The 17,312-nt window shown below is 45.0% G+C and carries 11 protein-coding genes and 1 tRNA gene; all 12 read right to left on the minus strand.

Going from position 1 to position 17,312, the window contains the following annotated elements; translation table 11 throughout:
* Nucleotides 1-154 precede the first annotated feature (154 nt).
* Nucleotides 155-2,317, minus strand: a complete 2,163-nt coding sequence (locus EE116_RS10090; RefSeq protein WP_420886360.1) for an endonuclease MutS2 — start codon at nt 2,315-2,317, stop codon at nt 155-157.
* Nucleotides 2,318-2,509: 192 nt separating this feature from the next.
* The gene (locus EE116_RS10095) at nt 2,510-2,857 is read right to left on the minus strand and encodes a hypothetical protein (protein ID WP_122874308.1); all 348 of its coding nucleotides are present in this window, start codon (nt 2,855-2,857) and stop codon (nt 2,510-2,512) included.
* Nucleotides 2,854-4,170 (minus strand): UDP-N-acetylmuramate--L-alanine ligase, encoded by a 1,317-nt coding sequence (murC, locus tag EE116_RS10100; RefSeq protein WP_122874482.1) that lies wholly within the window; start codon nt 4,168-4,170, stop codon nt 2,854-2,856. Before murC ends, EE116_RS10095 begins: the two co-directional genes overlap by 4 nt.
* Before the next feature lie 546 nt (nt 4,171-4,716).
* Entirely contained in the window at nt 4,717-5,073 is a 357-nt protein-coding gene (locus tag EE116_RS10105; RefSeq protein ID WP_206159268.1) for an MmcQ/YjbR family DNA-binding protein, read from the minus strand.
* Nucleotides 5,073-5,675 (minus strand): DNA-3-methyladenine glycosylase I, encoded by a 603-nt coding sequence (locus EE116_RS10110; protein ID WP_122874310.1) that lies wholly within the window; start codon nt 5,673-5,675, stop codon nt 5,073-5,075. The genes EE116_RS10105 and EE116_RS10110 overlap by 1 nt, the downstream gene beginning before the upstream one ends.
* Nucleotides 5,676-5,998: 323 nt before the next feature.
* On the minus strand, nt 5,999-7,555 hold the full coding sequence (locus EE116_RS10120; protein WP_122874043.1) for a flavocytochrome c: 1,557 nt from the start codon (nt 7,553-7,555) through the stop codon (nt 5,999-6,001).
* Between the two features lie 378 nt (nt 7,556-7,933).
* Nucleotides 7,934-13,198 carry a DUF4214 domain-containing protein gene (locus EE116_RS10125; RefSeq protein ID WP_122874312.1) on the minus strand — a complete coding sequence of 1,755 codons (5,265 nt, stop codon included), beginning with the start codon at nt 13,196-13,198 and terminating at the stop codon, nt 7,934-7,936.
* A 400-nt stretch (nt 13,199-13,598) separates the two neighbouring features.
* Nucleotides 13,599-13,672, minus strand: a tRNA-Arg gene (locus EE116_RS10130).
* A 98-nt stretch (nt 13,673-13,770) separates the two neighbouring features.
* Nucleotides 13,771-15,849 (minus strand): elongation factor G, encoded by a 2,079-nt coding sequence (gene fusA / locus EE116_RS10135; protein ID WP_122874313.1) that lies wholly within the window; start codon nt 15,847-15,849, stop codon nt 13,771-13,773.
* A gap of 12 nt (nt 15,850-15,861) precedes the next feature.
* Complete coding sequence (gene rpsG, locus EE116_RS10140; protein ID WP_002947591.1) at nt 15,862-16,332, minus strand: 30S ribosomal protein S7; 471 nt, start codon at nt 16,330-16,332, stop codon at nt 15,862-15,864.
* A 75-nt stretch (nt 16,333-16,407) separates the two neighbouring features.
* Complete coding sequence (rpsL, locus tag EE116_RS10145; protein WP_004322129.1) at nt 16,408-16,815, minus strand: 30S ribosomal protein S12; 408 nt, start codon at nt 16,813-16,815, stop codon at nt 16,408-16,410.
* A gap of 99 nt (nt 16,816-16,914) precedes the next feature.
* Nucleotides 16,915-17,304, minus strand: a complete 390-nt coding sequence (locus EE116_RS10150) for a DoxX family protein (RefSeq protein WP_122874314.1) — start codon at nt 17,302-17,304, stop codon at nt 16,915-16,917.
* Between the last annotated feature and the right edge of the window lie 8 nt (nt 17,305-17,312).

The raw sequence follows: 17,312 nt of genomic DNA on the forward strand, positions 1-17,312 counted from the left end.
AAATTTGAACGTAAAACGATAAGGCGAAGTATCGCGAGATGATTTTTCGAGCTTTGAAGCAAAATTGAGCGTGCGCTAGGCATGTAGCCTATCTGGTCAAATTTTAACGAAATCCGCAAAAAGCACTCGCGAGACAAGCCGTAGCAAGGCAAATTTACAGCCTTACTATCTGCGCTCCAAATCCCCCCTGCCCCGCCGGCGCGTCGAAAAACTCCTTCACGCTTGGATGTTCGCGCAAGAAGTTTTTGACCGCGTAGGCGAGCTTGCCCGTACCGATGCCGTGATACACCTGCACCTCGTCAAAGCCCATCACTAGGCTATCTGAGATAAATTTATCGAGCTTTTGCACCGCTTCGTCCGCGCGCAGGCCGTGCAGATCTAGCGTGACGCTGGCGTTTTGCGGCTTTTGCACGCTTAGGTTTATACCTGATTTTTTCGGCGGCGCGGGCGTTTCGCCGCTGATTTTTAGCTGATTTATCGGCACGCGCATGCTCACGTTATCGGTTTGTATCACGGCGTCATTTTTGCTAAGGCTCGCCACGACGCCTTTGATCTTGCCGTATTTCACGCGGTCGCCTACTTTTAGCTCGGGCGGGGCGGAGATTTCGGGCTTTTGCACGGCGCGCTTGGCCTCGTTTGCGCGGTTTAGAGCGCGCTGTTTTTCCTTGGTGTCGTCTAGATTTATCGCTCGCCTAGCCTCGTTTATCGCCTTAAAATATTCCCGCTCCAGCCGCGTTATAACCTCGTGTTGCTCGGCCTCGGCTCGCTCTTTTTGCTCTTTTAAATTTTCGATTAGCGAGTCTAGCTTTTGCTCTTTTTTCTCCGCGCTTTCGAGCTTTTCTTTGAGCTGCACCTCTAAATTTAACGTCTTTGTGATGATTTCGTTTAGATTTTCTTTGTCTTCGCCGTAGATTTTTTTCGCCTGCGCGACCAAATTTGCCGCGATGCCGTATCTAGCCGCAGTCTCAAAGGCGTATGATTTACCGATCGTGCCCTTTAAAAACTCAAATTTAGGCCGCGAGTTTTCCTCGTCGTATAGCGCCGCGACTAGCTCTACGTCGGGGTTTTTAGCTAGTAGCATCGCAAGGCGCTTGTGGTGGGTGGTGATGATCATCTTGATATCCTGACCCATCAGCCGCTCGATCATCACGCCGTATAGGCTCGCCGCCTCCTCAAAATCCGTTCCAAGCTCGATCTCATCGACTCCGATGAGCAGATTTTTCTTCGTAAAAAGCTTAGAAAAATGCACCATACGCCCGGCAAAGGTCGAGATGTCGTTTTTCACGTTTTGCGGATCCTCTATGATGGCGTCAAATTCTTTGAAATTTCCGATCTGCGAATTTTGCGCGTTTATGCGCATCGGTAGCAGGTATTTAGCTAAAAATGCCGCGGCTATCAGCGATTTTAGCAGCATTGATTTACCGCCCGCGTTTACGCCGGTGATCAACAGCACCTTTTTACTAAAGTCGATGCTGATGCTTTTTGGATTTTTTAGCGCGGGGTGAGCGAAATTTGCCAGCTTTAAATTTGACCCGCCGCTTGGCAGCACGAACTCAAAATCAGCGCTTTTAGCCGTAAAAACTCGTGCGCAGTAGGCGTCAAATACGTCAAACGCGCCGTTTATAAATTTTAAAAACGGCAAGCCCTTGTGCATCGCGGAGCTAAAAATTTTACAGTGCTCGTAGACGATCTGCTCTTTTTTATCCAGCAGTTCGCTTTGCTCTTTTTTGAGTTTTTGGATGTTTTCGGGCGCGACGTAGAAGTAGCCGCCCGAGCTTCTAGCCACGACCGTGCCCTTTAGCACGTGGTTAAACCCGCCTCGCACGAGCAGCGCCTCGACCGAGCTGATATAGTGCACCTGCGTATCGACGAGATAGGGCGTGATGGATTTTGAGTAGATGAGGCGGCGTAGATCGGCGTCTATTTGCGCTCTTTTGGCGCTAAACGCGTCTCTGATACCGCCCAGGCGCTCGTCCACTTCGTCTTTTAGCTCGCCGTTTTTATCAAACGAGTTTGCGAGCTTTAGCATCGGCTGTGGGATCTCGATTTTAGCGAGCCACTCGCCTAGCTTGCCTTCAAATTTGAGCGTTTTTAGGTAGGTAAAATAGCCGATTATCTTGGCAAACTCAAAAATCTCGCTCACGTGCAGCGTGGCTTGTTTGCTTAGGCGCATGAGCGCGTCGTCTAGATTTTGAGCCGGTGAGGGCGGGTCAAACTGCTTTTGCGAGAGTTCTAAAATTTTCTCATAATGCAGCCTGCTGTCGCCCGCCATAAAAAGCGGCTTGGGGCGCGCTAAAAAGGAGTTAAACCTCTCCATATAGCCTTGCAAATCTAAAATTTTTATAAGCCGCTCAAAGCCCTCCGCGTTTGTAAATTCTTTTTGCTCACGGTGCGCCGCGGCGTCCGAAACATCGCCGTTTCTTTGCTCGCGCGAGATGTTATTTTCCAGCCCGTTTGCCTCCCAAACGCCGCCTTGAGTCAAATTTTGATTATCTTTAAAATTACGCAATTATTCGCCTTTAAATTCGCAGCCATCAAGCGCGATCTTGACGCTGTTTAGTTCCTTTGCCGAGCGTTTTGCGACGAAGGATGACGTGCCGAACTCGTAGTTAAATTTAGTGTTATTTACGTCGAAATTTCCGCATTTTAGGGTTTTGCCTTGGTTGAAAAGCGCGACTAGCTCCAGCCTTTTGCCCTGCTCACTTTCTAGCCTGATCTCGTAAAAATATAGCGCCGCCGCGACAAAAATAACCGAAAAAGTGATGATAAATTTCGCCTTTTTGCTTAGCTTTTCGTCGCTCACGCTAAATATCGCAATCGCGGCAAGTACGCCTAAAAGTACGATTATGACCCTCATGCGTCGCCTCTTAGCTGATATGTGATGTCTCCAGCGCCAAAGCCGATCACTAAGCCGTCATCGAGCAAGTTTTTCACGCCAAACTCGTCCGTAAAAGCAATCCCCTCGCCCTCGCGCGCGACTTTTTGCGTCATCACGGGATTGTAGTGCTTAAACTCCTCTTTTAAATTTATATCTATCGGCGTCTCGCCAGCGGCATAAACAGGTAGGATAACAAGCTCGTCTATGCCCTCAAAGCACTCTTTAAAGCCTTGCAAATTTGCGCTTAGGCGCGTAAATCTGTGCGGCTGAAATATCGACGTGATCTTGGTGATGCCTAGCAGCTTGGCGTATTCAAAGACTGATTGCAAAGTAGCCTTGATCTCGGTCGGATGATGCGCGTAGTCGTCGATGAGTACGAATTTGCGGCTCGCGGTTAGGATATCGAAGCGCTTTTTGATACCTTTAAAATTTAGCAAATTTTGCCTGATTTGCGCCAGAGAGGTTTCATTTAGCGCGGCCAAGATCGCTAGCGACGCATCTACGGCGATATGCTCACCCATGCCCAGCACTTCAAATTTGCCTAAATTTTTTAGATTAAACGCGGTATAAGGCACGAAATCGCGTACGATCATACTAAGCTCGGTGATATCGACGCTTGGATAAAGGCGCACGGCATCTAGCTTTAGCGTACCTAAAAACTCGTCCTCGGCGTTTATCACGCGCACCTTGGCTCGCTCCAAAAAGCCTCGATACGCCGCGTGAAATTTCTCCAAATCATAGCCGTAATGCTCCATATGCTCGGGCTCGGCATTGGTCACGACGGCTAGATACGGGTTTGAGTTAAGAAAGCTGCTATCGCTCTCGTCGGCTTCGAAAATGACGTTGTCGCAGGGCTCGTATTTCATATTTGAGCCAAACTGCTTACTGATCGCGCCGATGATGACCGAGCCCTCCACGAGGCTAGAGAGCATCGCCGAGGTCGTGCTTTTGCCGTGCGCGCCCGCTACCGAAAACACGCGCTTGCCCTCAAGTACCATCGGCAGCGACTCTTTGCGCGATAGGCACTTTAGCCCTTTACTTTGAGCCTCGACTAGTTCGACGTTATCGGGTTTTATTGCGGCCGAGTAGATGACGAAGTCCTGATCCTTGATCGCGGCCTTGCTGTGCGGCGTGATGACGTCGATGCCCTGCGCGGCTAGCTCGCGCGTGGTCGGGCTTTCTTTGATGTCGCTACCGCTGATGATGAAGCCCTTTTCGTGCAAAAAGCGCGCGATCGCCGAGATACCGATACCGCCGATACCGATAAAATGAACCTTTTTACACTCGACTATTCGCTCCCTTGCACACTCTCTTTCATTAAAGCTAGCCGCTTGTGCGTTTAAATTTGACTGCGCTAAATTTTCGCGACCCGAATTTGACGCCCCGCCCGCTTCTACCGTGCGATGAAGCCCGCTTGCTTGGTTAAAATTTCCTTGTTTTAAATTTTCCACTCGTTTTCCTTGTAAATTCTTAAAGTATTTATATTTACGTCGCCTGCGGCGCAATAGATAACGCTTGTCGTTCTTGCAAATCTCGGCAAAAATACGTCGCGCGTATTTTTTCGTATTCGCCATATTCTCGGTTCTTGTTCAGTCGTCTTGCGCGAAAACGCACAGATGAGTTCTTTCGCATATTTGCCGCTAAATTCATTTTTCTTTATTTTGCGAAATTTAAGACCCCCTACATCGTCCGCCGCGATACAGCTCTATGCTATTAAACGCTAGCGGCCGCGATCAAAGTTTGTAAGATTTCCCATTAAATTTATTAGCCCGATTTTAGCGAAAATGAAATTTTGAGATGCTGAAAAGATGAAATTTATGCGGATTTTAGCAGGCATTTTACCGCGTCAGCTCAAAGCTAAGATCGATCAGATCCTCCACCTGCTCGGGTGCGATTTTGGAGTTTAAATTTACGCTGATCCAGTGCTTTTTATTCATATGATAGGCGGGCAAAATTTGCTCCCCGTCGCGCAAAATCGCCGCGAGATCAGGCTTGCATTTTAGGTTTAGTATCTCTAGCTCCTGCGCGCTTTTAAGCCCAAATTTACCGCCGTCCACGCGCATAAAAACGGCGAACCATTTTCGGTTTTTCGCGTGGCGAAACACGGCAAATTCCGGGTGCTTGTCAAATACTCGCTCGCCCTGCGCGCCGAATTTCTCCTTTATGTAGCTAAAAACTCGCTTCTGCACGAGCATCACTTGCCCCCTTTGCAAAAGCAAGCGTCCAGATGATCGTCCACTACGCCCGCGCTTTGCAAAAACGCATAGACGCTCGTGGGTCCAAGAAATTTAAATCCGCGCTTTTTCAGCTCTTTTGCGACGAAGTCCGCAAGCGGCGTGGTAGCGGGGATCTGTTTTAGGCTTTCGTAGTGATTTATGATGGGCTTGCCGTCAAATTCTGGATCAAATTTAGGCAGTAGATAGCCCCAAAGATAGTCGTAAAAGCTGCCAAACTCGCCCACGACGGCAAGGAATGCGCGAGCGTTTGCGGCAAGCGAGTTTAGCTTTAGGCGGTTTCTGATGAGTGCGGGGTTTTGCATAAATTTTGCCATCTGCTCCTCGCCGTAGAGCGAAATTTTGCGCGCGTCAAATCCGTCAAATGCCGCTCGCATCGCCTCGCGCTTAAGCAGCACCGCATGCCACGAGATGCCCGCCTGAAAGCCCTCCAGCACGATGAGCTCGAAAAATTTCGCATCGTCTTTTACGAGCTTGCCCCACTCCCGGTCGTGATATACGCGCTCCAGATCGCTTTTCTCCGCCCAGTCGCAGCGGATTTTGGGTTTTTGAGTATTTTGCAAATTTAGCTCCTAGCTTTGATAAAATTTGAGAGATTGTAGCGAAATTTGGGTTAAGAAAGATGATGTGGAATCAAATTTTACCAGGCAAAATTTGATTTTTAAATTTGGTAAATTTTATGCTTTAAATTTAAAAAGCATTGCAGATCAAATTTAACCTGCAATGCAATAATTTGCAAGTATTTCGAGGCGATTTTTGGGGTTTTCTGCTTCGCAAGCTCGCAGCTGCAAGCAGAAGAAGTTAAAATTTGACAAAGATAAGGCACGTAGCCTATCGAGTCAAATTTTAACAAAATCCGCAAAAAGCGTCCGAAAGACGCCGCAAATTAGCCTATATTCTCTCCCGCTATCATACCAAACGTTAAGCAGTCGGCTATCGCTACGCTACCTAAGCGGCTGGCTCCGTGTACGCCGCCCGTGATCTCGCCTGCGGCAAATAATCTTGGGATAGGCATCTCTGTTTGTAGAGAGATGACCTGAGCTTTGGTATTGATATCGATACCGCCCATAGTGTGGTGAAGTTTTGGCGTACCGCGCATAGCGTAGAAAGGTGGTTTAGAGATATCTACGCCGTTTGTAGTGGTTTTATCCATAGGTTTGCCAAAGTCTTCGTCCTTGCCTGATTTAACGAAGCTGTTATATCTCTCGACGGTCTTTTTTAGCTCTGCAGCAGGGATTTTATAAGCTGCGGCTAGTTCGTCTAGGGTTTCAAATTTCTTTAGTACGCCGGACTCTAGCGGTTTGGTGTAGTGTTCAGGTATGACCATGTTTTTTACACCCTCAGAGTCGCAGAAGTTGATCGGATAGATATCGGCTTTTGCGTCGATTACTTTAAACATAGCTTGAGAGCGAGTGCGGCGGTCTGCTAGCTCGTTCATATAGCGTTTGCCGGTTCTTGGATCGACTGAGATACCGTAGCGGAAGCTTCCGTTTACGTTAAACATAGAGCCAACGCCAAAGCCTTTTTCATCAGGGCATGCCCATGGACCAAACTGTATCCAGCTTAGCTGAACAGGTGTAGCGCCGATCCTAAACGCCTCTTTCATAGCGCCGGCTGTTGCGCCCGGATGGTTTGTGCTATCCGTAGTAGGCAGGATAGACGGGTCTTGAACCTGTCTAAAGAATACGTCGCGGCAAAATCCTCCCGCAGCTAGTACTACGCCTTTTTTAGCTTTTATAACTTTTTTAGTTCCCGTAGTGTTTTCGGCATCGTCTTTTTGGCTCTTTGGATCAAATTTATAATCCTCTCTGATGATCACGCCGTCTACGCCGCCGTCCTCGCCTAGGACGAATTCGTCAAATTTAGCCCTTTGTCTTAGCTCGCAGCCTTGTAGGTTTTTAAAGTATTCTACCATCGGCTGAACGATGCCCGATCCTGAGCCGTTAGCTGTTTGAAGCGATCTAGGTACGCTGTGTCCGCCTGCGTGAGTAACTTTATCTATGTATTTAGCGCCGCATTTTAGAGTTAGTTTATATGCGTCTTGAGCACGAGTAGCGATGGTGTCGATGAGATCTACGTGGTTTAGGCCGCGGCCTGCTTTTAGGCAGTCTTTGATAAATAGCTCGTTGCTATCTTTGATGCCTTCGGCTTTTTGTTTGTCGCTGTTTGGAACGGCAAATATACCGCCGTTAATAACGGAGTTACCGCCGACGCGTCCCATTTTTTCTAGGATTAGGACTTTATTGCCCTTTTCGGCTGCGGTGATACCAGCTGCTAGTCCTGCAAAACCGGAACCAACGATAACTACGTCCCACTCCTCGTCAAATTTGACGTCCTTAGTGTTAACGGCTGCTTGCGCATTTACTCCGCCTAGAGCTAAAGCTCCGGCACCTACCATACTTAACTTAACAAAATCTCTTCTTGAAACGTTTGAGTTTTTCATAGCTTCTCCTTAAATTTACTTAGCTATTACCTGTAAATCTTTAATTTACGACTCTACTCTAAATACCTTTATTACTATTGGCGTCTTTGGGCGTCCTCCTTGGATTAAATTTATTTTAGCTAGTGTTATTATAGGACTTAACTTTAAAGAATAAGCTTAAATGAAGGTGTAATTTGGAATTTATTTGTAATATTTAAAGATTTATTTAGCCTCAAAACGTGACTATATCGGGCTGGGGGGGGGTGGAATGAAAATAAAATCGAATTTGGTGGGGGTGGGTTTGAATGAACTAAGGATTATAGAACAAAAATCTACTAAAAATAATAAGAATATAAAGTCAGATAAAAAATCAGGCGGCATAAGCCGCCTGAGAGAAGATTAAGCCTGATCAAGACTATCGATAGTAATAGTACCTTTTTCAGGATCAACGGTGTATTTTAGGTTTTCTAGGTTTACGCCCGCAAGTCTTACGATGGTATCTTCAGGGCCTATGCTATTGACACTGCCTAGAGCTTTGGCCTCTTTATCGTAAACTAAATACGTATCGCCCTTCCAAGAGAACGCATATAGTCTATCGTTGTGAGCGTCGTAGTTTCCGCTAGCAGAGATTGTTCTAGTATAACCCATGACTACGTTATCGCTGGTTGTACTAGTACTATTGGCATCTGCAAATTTGTTGAAATACGCATAATTTGCAGTCCAATACGTAGTATCGTTACCCCATAGTATATTGTCTTTTATAGCATGGTTTACCGCCTGGATCAAGGTATCTAGACCCGCTACCGTAGTCAAATCAGTAAGCTTAGAGTTAACCGTTACTTTAATAGTGTTGTGAGCGTCATAGAAGCTCTGATCGTTAGCGCTTATGCCGCCGGTATATTTATCACTATTAGTAGATGTTTGAACGATTACGCTCTTTATTAGGTCATTAGCAGTTATAGCACCTGCGTTAGCTGACTTAGTACTTGCTACGCCAGAGTTTTGGATAACTACTTTACCGTGTGCTGATATTGGAGTACCCTGCTGGCTTCCGCCGCCTGCTACCTGGTTAACGTCGGTATATGTGTTGTAGTACATTACTCCGCTTACTTCAGTATGTTTGGTCGTATCATAAAGTAAATTTCCTTGCTTTTTCATGGTAAGACCCGTGAAAGGCGCAGCAGTACCGTTATTTGCATAGTAGCTTGCCGTACCTCCGCCAACTTGCGCTACCGACCATGTGGCCCAAGCCAAACCGTTAGGGTCAAGCGGGGTTAGCGGGGTACCGAGCGTCCATGCAGAAGGAACACTTTGTCCAGCGTCGGCACCGGTAACAGTTGCAGATTTAGTAGCTTCCACAGCCGCCTTACCAGGCTCATAGAAAGGGCTGGTAGAATTATTAAAGCCCCTATTACCGCTTGCGTCTGTGGCGATATTGGTGCTTGCCGCCGCAGCAGCAGCATTTCCCGTTTGCCAAGCGAAGTCGCCATGGTTAGCCTTATACTGATATCTGTCGCCGCCCCAGTGACCACCGTTAGGAGGGTTACTAGCTACTGGCGTTTGTTGGAGATTTTCCTCAAAAGCTGCTGTTCCGGTCGGAGTATCGTAGCCGTGCACCGTGCTTGTAGCATTACCGGAAGTTGTTCCAGTTATAGTTAACGGAGGAGTAGTGCTATCTGCATTAGCGGTACCTCTAGCCGTGCTAAAGGTCTGACCGTGCGCAGCCGCACTGGTACTAGCAACAGGGTGGTTGCCTGCATAGAATTGAACTTTATCGCTACCGTATGTTTGTACAGCGCCCCAACTAGAGTCTTTGTTATCGCCGCTTGGGTCTTTAGGATCATAGCCGTGAGCAAACCAGTCGGCAAGTTTGATCCTATCGCCTGCCTCGATATTTTTGATAGTTACGATTTTACTTACTGTAGCATCGGTTTTAGCTCTACTTACGTCAAATAGATCGCGTCCTTTGCCACCGTCGATGATGATCTCGGTGTTTGCCGCCAAAGTACCTACGTGGATGATATCATCTCCGTCGCCTAGATCTACGTTTAGCTTACCGGTGCCGTTATTTGCAGCCATATCGTTAGCTAGCAATACCACGTCGTTACCTTGAGTGCCCTTAATCTCCTTAAGTTTCTCGTGAGCATTTGTGCCCAGGTCACTCTTTTGTCTTACTAGTTCAGTAGACGGTCTTGTTAAAGATGTAGATGACCCGTCGACATTTTTATGGCTCCACTTATTACCGGTAAAGTTAGGGGCATCATTACCCGTAACTCCTGTTCTGGCACCGAAATCAGGTAATGTTGAAGTAGCCTTAAAGTTATTCGTAGGCGTAGGTGTTGCATAGTTGTCTGAAAGAGGATTTTTTAGATTTGAGTTGCCTGCATTGCCGAAACCTTGATTTGCGGTACTGTTGTGCCAGCTACTATATCCTTGTTTAGTACCTCCGCTATGGCTTGTTGTATCCGTGCTATAAGGAACTTCAGATAGGTTTACCCATGAGGTAGACCCTGCTTTTACTTCGCTTAGATCGATAGTCTCTAGCTTTGAAGTAGTCGCAGCGTTAAATTTAGGATTTACTATAAGGTTTATGTTTTCGCCCTTAGCGACAAATTTTTTAAGGTCGTTAGGAGAAGCCGTACCGTCATCAAATTTGACATATACGTCGGTTTTCTCACCGGTCTGGACGCCGCTTACGTTAAGGTTTACGACATCTTGCTTATCTCCAGGATTTGTTCCGGTTCTAGCTCCGCCGAAATTTACTTTAATCGCATTTGGAGTTGAGCCTTGACCGGTATTCCATCTATCGCTCTCTAGTCCGGTGTCTATTTCAGGGCTATAATGCGTAGGCCTAGTAAATACAGCTCCTTTGAAATTAACATTTTGTCCAAACAGCTCGCCTATGTTATATGAGCCTGCCATTTGAGACATATCTATCGTGTTGTTTATGGTTTTGTCGTTACCGACTTTACCTACCGAATTCGCATACGAAGATGAGCTAGTATACTGTCCACCGCCGCTTGCGATACTAACGTTACCTCTTGCATTACCCGGATTGATCTCTATATCTCTCGCAGCTATATTGCCTATCAAAAGATTGGTGATATTATTACCGTTTACGCTAAACGTACCCTCAGTAACGATAGAGTTATCGGCTGTTGCGTACTGGAAGTTCCAAGTCGTAGGGGTAGAATCAAAATAGTTCTTCATCGTAGAGCCGGTAGTCGGGTTGTTTGCGGCAGTAGTTATGTTGTTTATGCCCTTTACCATCTCGACATTACCGCCGATGTCATTCAAGGTTACAGAAATAGAACCTTTTGTAAATACGCCTTTGCTCGCCTTAAATGAATTTAGGTGCTCAGCAGTGATGGCTATAGACTGAGTAGCAGTAGCAGCCGCTGAAGTACCTTTACCGATTATGTTATCCACGAAATAAACATTACCGGTTTTGATATTATTTGAAGCAAGGCCTCTAGCGTTGATCTGCTCGATGTCATTAAACTCTCTAGTGCCGTAAGCGTCAAAGTTGTCATCGGTATTAATGTTGAAAGCTTTTAACTTCTCAAAGAAAGTAGCATCTAGGTTACTTAGAATGCTTGACTTTGAATTTACGGTCAACTTCTCAAGGGTTTTTGGAGGCAACGGAATAGTAGAAGATAGGTCGTGAACCGCTATGTTTGTAAGGCTCATACCCGTAATATTAGCTACGCTATTGCCATATGTACCGATAGAGTTAAAATTTACGGTTATGTCTTTAGCTTTTGGAGCTATGATGCCTATACCTTCGTTTGCGTGCATTTTGTTTGAGTCTACCCAAGCAGCGGTAGCGCCGGCTCCGCCGATCTTTTGAGCATATACGTTTTTATCTACGTTTACAGTCACTCTTTCACTCTCGTCAGCAGCTACATAAGCGGTAACTTGACTGCGAAGTCCAGGAGTAACAGCATTTATGATAGCATTGCCGTTAACGTCTTGAGGATCGATTGTGTTTGTTATATTGATCTCTTGCAAATAACCGTTTTTAAACTCGACTCTACCGTAAGGGCCAGATGCTACATCGGTATTTTCCGGATCAGGCTTGTCTACCGTAACGCTTTTTATGGTAGAGTTCGTAACCACAAGATTGCTCTTTGTTTTTGTGGTGTTAAGAGCCGTTACGTCTGAGCCAGCAAAATCTATACTTGCAGTATCATTTGGCGTACCGGTGTCTACTTTTTGTATATTTACCTTTTCCATATTGTTTACGGTAAATTTGTTTTCTTTTGCTTTTAATCTTTCGATATTTAGCGTATCTTTACCAGCACCGCCGTCTATATCGAAATTTGTTTTATTTGTAGCATCTACATCTTTAAAGTCAAGCTTTATAGTGTCGTTACCGCTACCGCCTTTTATAACATTTGTAGCGCCGATAGGGGTATGTTGGCTAGGGTTAAACTCATACTCTAGATTGTGAGTAAATGCAGAAGCATCGACCTTTTCTAAGCGATCGCTTTCCACCATAAGCTTAACATCGGTAGTACCTTTAACGGATATTGTTTTATAGTGGTTTGTGTTGTCGCCTGATTTTATAAATACAGTGCTTTTCTCGCCTTTTGTGGCTATGTTTAAATTTTCGATATTCGGGATATCTATGCCTGTACCATCTACACCAACCACGTTATCTATAGCTTTTTTATGCAAATTTACATTATCTAATGTTAAATTTTGCGTATCATTTGTGCCAGCGATAGTTCCGGTGTTATAATTTAATTTAAATGACTCCGTACTGCTCTTTAAATTCTCAATGGTTAAATCGACTAAATTGTGAGGATTTATGAAATTTATACCATTTTGACTATCTAAACTTACTTTTTTAAGACCCTCTATATTTCGTGCATTGAAGGTTTTTTGAGTTGTAGCGGTGCTTGTCAAATTTAAGTTATCGATATTTTTGATAAAACCGGTAGTCATACCATTAAAATTATCTTTTACGGTAACATTTAAGGTATTTTCGCCCATACCGCCATCGATTTTATCGGTAGGCTTGAGAGTGTTTGTAGCAACAAACGAATCTGCAACCGCGTTAAAAATATCTTGTCCAACTCCACCGGTAAGATCATTTGGTTCAGTGGTAAGAGTATGAACCGTAGAAGCAGCAAGGGCGTCTATTTTTGCTTTTTGCTCTTCATAATTCGTATCGGTCGTAGTTTTTATAATTTCCTGAAACGGTTTATAATCATAACTTCCAGAAACACTTGTTTCTATGTTAGCGATTTTTTCAGCCATATAAGCTGAAATAGCCGTCTTGTTTTCGAAAATTTTAGCCGCAACCGGATCTGCCGCTTTTGCTTCTGCAGACTGAGCTACCTCAAATAGTTTTACAAGAGTTTCACCTCTTGAGTGACCTAGCTGAAGGTGCTTAACCCATGCGTTAATACCATCAGGATCTTTTGTGTAATCTTTACCAAGAATGTTTTTATAGATAAGCTCTATATAGTCTTTATCTTGGTCTATTCTACCGCCATAGTACTCTATAGCTGCCGGGGATTCTAGCATTAATTGGGCTATCTCGGCCTGTGTTTTATTGTGGCCGAAATTAATCCATGCCTTGAATCCAGCGCCTTCGGGGGCTCTGTTAAATAACGCCACATAAAGCTGCGCAACCTCTGCTTGTGTTACTGCCATTAAGGACTCCTTTAAAGTTGTGTTCTATTTTACAGAATACTATCGCCAATTATACCATAATTTTCTAAAAAAAGGGGGGAAATGATTTTTTATTTGATTAACTGATGATTGCTGAATAATTATAATTTATGGATTATATTCATAAGATATTTAGCTTATATTATATAATTTATCTGCATTTTCTTACTATTATATATTTGATTGCGTTAAAAAAATTGTACCCGTATAGCTACGATAACATACCACAAATACTTGTTTCAGAAAATTTAGATAGCTTTTTATTTTTGCAACTTAAAGAATAGATACGATAGGCATGAAAAAACTAAAAATCTATATTATGTTTAAGAAACAACAAATACTCAACAAAAAAGTGAGATTAAATTCGTATATTCCAAAAGAATGTCCCCAGCGAGATTCGAACTCACGGCCTCAGAATTAGGAATTCTGCGCTCTATCCAGCTGAGCTATGAGGACAAAAATATGAAATTTGTAAAAAAATGCCATTTTAACCACAAAGGGCAAAATGGGGATTAAATTTAAAGGCGAGGATTTGCATCCCCGCCAAATTTGGCTTAGCCGTTTCTTTTCTTGATGATCTCTTCGCTGACGTTCTTTGGAACTTCCTCGTAGTGGTCAAATTCCATAGAATATGTCGCGCGACCTTGCGTCATAGAGCGAAGGTCAGTAGAGTAACCAAACATCTGAGCTAGCGGGCAGAAAGCCGTGATGATCTTGCTTCCGTTGCGCTCATCCATAGAGTTTACTTGTCCGCGGCGTTTGTTTAAGTCGCCGATAACGTCGCCCATATAATCCTCAGGCGTCTCAACCTCGACCTTCATCATAGGCTCAAGGATAACCGCACCCGCTTTTCTAGCACCCTCTTTGAAGCCCATAGAAGCAGCTAGTTTAAACGCCATTTCAGATGAGTCGACTTCGTGGTAGCTACCGTCAAATAGGGTAACTTTAACGTCCTCGACCGGATAGCCGGCAAGCACGCCGCTTTGTAGCGCCTCTTTGCAGCCTTTTTCAACCGCCGGGATGTACTCTTTAGGAACCACGCCGCCTTTAATGTCGTTAACGAACTCAAATCCGCTAGCCGCAGGTAGCGGCTCAAGGCGCAAGAATACGTGTCCGTACTGACCGCGACCGCCTGATTGCTTAGCATATTTATACTCTTGCTCGACGGTTTTGCGGATAGTCTCGCGATATGCAACTTGTGGCTGACCTACTTCGGCATCGACCTTAAATTCGCGTAGCATTCTGTCTACGATGATCTCAAGATGAAGCTCGCCCATACCGCTGATGATGGTTTGACCGCTCTCTTCGTCGGTACCTACTCTAAAGCTTGGGTCTTCTTGAGCTAGCTTTTGAAGCGCGATAGCCATTTTTTCTTGATCGGCTTTAGTTTTTGGCTCGACAGCAACGCTGATAACCGGCTCAGGGAAGTCCATCTTCTCAAGGATAACCTTGTCTTTTTCGCTTGCAAGCGTATCGCCGGTTAGGGTATTTTTTAGACCTACGACCGCGCCGATCTCGCCCGCGTGGAGAATCGAAATTTCCTCGCGTTTGTTTGAGTGCATTTTTAGCAAGCGACCGATTCTTTCTTTATTATCCTGAACTGTGTTGTAAGCATAGCTACCGCTCTCAAGGCTACCGCGATAAACGCGGATAAAGGTAAGCTGTCCTACGAACGGGTCGGTCATAATCTTAAACGCAAGAGCTGCAAATTCGCCGTTATCGGTGCTTTCTACCGTTACTTCGCTACCGTCTTCATAAACGCCCTTAATCGCCTCGATCTCATCAGGTGCAGGCAAATACGCTACGACCGCGTCAAGCAGCGGCTGGATGCCTTTGTTTTTAAACGCCGTGCCACAAAGCATCGGAGTTATGGTCATTCTTAAGCAGCCTGCTTTAATACCTTTTTTGATCTCTTCTTCGCTTAGCTCCTCGCCTGAGAAAAATTTCTCCATCAAGCTATCATCGGTTTCAGAAACCGCTTCGATTAACTTAGTGCGGTACTCTTCTGCCTTTTCTTTTACTTCCGCCGGAATCTCTATCTCTTTATAGTCAGTCGGCTTTTTGTCGTCTTCCCAAACGTAAGCTTTCATTTTAACCAAATCGACTACGCCTCTAAAGTTATCCTCTGCGCCGATAGGAATTTGAATAGGCACCGGATTTGCTTTTAGACGGTTTCTGATTTGGGACTCGACGTTATAAAAATTTGCGCCGATTCTGTCCATTTTATTTACGAAAACGATTCTTGGAACGTGATATTTATTTGCTTGTCTCCAAACGGTCTCAGACTGAGGCTGTACGCCGCCGACTGAGCAAAATACCGAAACAGCACCGTCAAGAACGCGCATAGAACGCTCGACTTCGATAGTAAAGTCGACGTGGCCCGGAGTGTCGATCAAATTTATCTGGTGATCTTTCCAGAAGCAAGTGGTCGCCGCAGACGTAATCGTGATGCCGCGCTCTTTTTCTTGTTCCATCCAGTCCATCGTAGCAGCGCCGTCGTGAACCTCGCCTATCTTGTGGCTCATACCCGTAAAGAACAAAATTCTTTCGCTGGTCGTAGTTTTACCAGCATCGATGTGAGCGGCGATACCGATGTTTCTAACCATATGTAAAGGGGTTTTTCTATCTGCCATACCAGCCTCCTCTTACCAGCGGTAGTGAGCAAACGCTTTGTTAGCTTCTGCCATTTTGTAGGTGTCTTCCTTCTTCTTGAAAGACGCGCCTTTTGAATTTGCCGCATCAAGTAGCTCGTTAGCTAGCTTGTCTATCATCGTTCTTTCGCTTCTTTTTCTAGCAAAGCCGATGATCCAGCGGATAGCAAGAGCTTGTTGGCGAGCTGGGCGAACCTCTACCGGTACTTGGTAGGTAGCGCCGCCGACGCGACGAGATTTAACCTCCATAAGAGGCTTAATGTTTTCGATAGCATCGTTAAATACGTCTATGCCTTTTACGTCGCCGCTTTTTTTCTCGATAGCTTTGATAGCGCCATACATGATCTCGGTAGCGACGCTTTTTTTGCCGTCATACATAAGAGAGTTAATAAATTTAGTGATTACCTTATTGCCGTAAATTGGATCCGGCATTACTTCCCTGACGGGAGCTTTTCTTCTTCTCATTTGATTATTCCTTCAAATTTTATAAATTTTACTCAAACCTATGCCGCTAATGGCATGGTCTGCGAACCTAAATTTTTATTTCTTTTTACCCGCTGCGGCTGCCGCTTGACCAGGTTTTGGACGTTTAGCGCCGTATTTTGAGCGAGAAACTGTTCTTTTCGCAACGCCGGCTGTATCAAGAGCGCCGCGTACGATGTGGTATTTAACGCCCGGTAAGTCTTTAACACGACCGCCGCGCACTAGCACGATGCTGTGTTCTTGTAGGTTGTGGCCTTCACCGCCGATATAGCTGATCACTTCAAATCCGCTTGTAAGCCTAACTTTGGCAACTTTTCTCAAAGCCGAGTTCGGTTTTTTAGGAGTCGTAGTATAGACCCTAGTGCAAACTCCTCTTCTTTGAGGACACTCTTTTAGCGCTGGAGATTTTGACTTAAAAGTCACTTTCTTGCGCTCTTTTCTGACCAATTGATTAATGGTTGGCACAGTAATTCCTTTCGACTAAATTTATTAAAAAGACTTGATTTTATTTAAATTTGCCTTAATATAAGGTAAATTTCATCTTTTAAGCTGAGTTTTATCGCGCTAATCTTTTCTAATCGCGTATTTTCCGCTTCCGTTAAAGATGACGCAAAGCGACAAGGCAATGTAAAGATACAAAATTTCAGCCTTAAAGCCGCCTGCATTTGTAAGCTCTAGCAAATTTCCAAGCCCGTGATAGGCGTACATTATCGTTAGGCTCGTGCCGATTACGAGTAGCGCGCCGATCCTTGAAAATATCCCTAGAATTATCATTATTGGAGCTATAACCTCGCCGACATATGGACCGTAAGCCATAATCTCAGGCAAGCCGACTTTTGCCAAAATGCCTTTCACGCCGTCTATGCCGTGTGAAATTTTCGCAAAGCCGTGCATAAAAAGACAGACACCAAGCCCTAGTCTCGCAAACAAAATTCCCAAATCGAAATTTTTCATTTTTACTC

The sequence above is a fragment of the Campylobacter showae genome, assembly GCF_900573985.1.
Classification (GTDB): Bacteria; Campylobacterota; Campylobacteria; order Campylobacterales; family Campylobacteraceae; genus Campylobacter_A; species Campylobacter_A showae_E.

What these genes read in the sequence shown, in the direction of transcription:
- EE116_RS10090 (WP_420886360.1), bottom strand. Translation starts at nt 2,317, where the DNA reads ATGGAGAGGTTTAACTCCTTTTTAGCGCGCCCCAAGCCGCTTTTTATG.
- EE116_RS10095 (WP_122874308.1), bottom strand. Translation starts at nt 2,857, where the DNA reads ATGAGGGTCATAATCGTACTTTTAGGCGTACTTGCCGCGATTGCGATA.
- EE116_RS10105 (WP_206159268.1), bottom strand. Translation starts at nt 5,073, where the DNA reads ATGCTCGTGCAGAAGCGAGTTTTTAGCTACATAAAGGAGAAATTCGGC.
- EE116_RS10120 (WP_122874043.1), bottom strand. Translation starts at nt 7,555, where the DNA reads ATGAAAAACTCAAACGTTTCAAGAAGAGATTTTGTTAAGTTAAGTATG.
- EE116_RS10125 (WP_122874312.1), bottom strand. Translation starts at nt 13,198, where the DNA reads ATGGCAGTAACACAAGCAGAGGTTGCGCAGCTTTATGTGGCGTTATTT.
- fusA (WP_122874313.1), bottom strand. Translation starts at nt 15,849, where the DNA reads ATGGCAGATAGAAAAACCCCTTTACATATGGTTAGAAACATCGGTATC.
- rpsG (WP_002947591.1), bottom strand. Translation starts at nt 16,332, where the DNA reads ATGAGAAGAAGAAAAGCTCCCGTCAGGGAAGTAATGCCGGATCCAATT.
- EE116_RS10150 (WP_122874314.1), bottom strand. Translation starts at nt 17,304, where the DNA reads ATGAAAAATTTCGATTTGGGAATTTTGTTTGCGAGACTAGGGCTTGGT.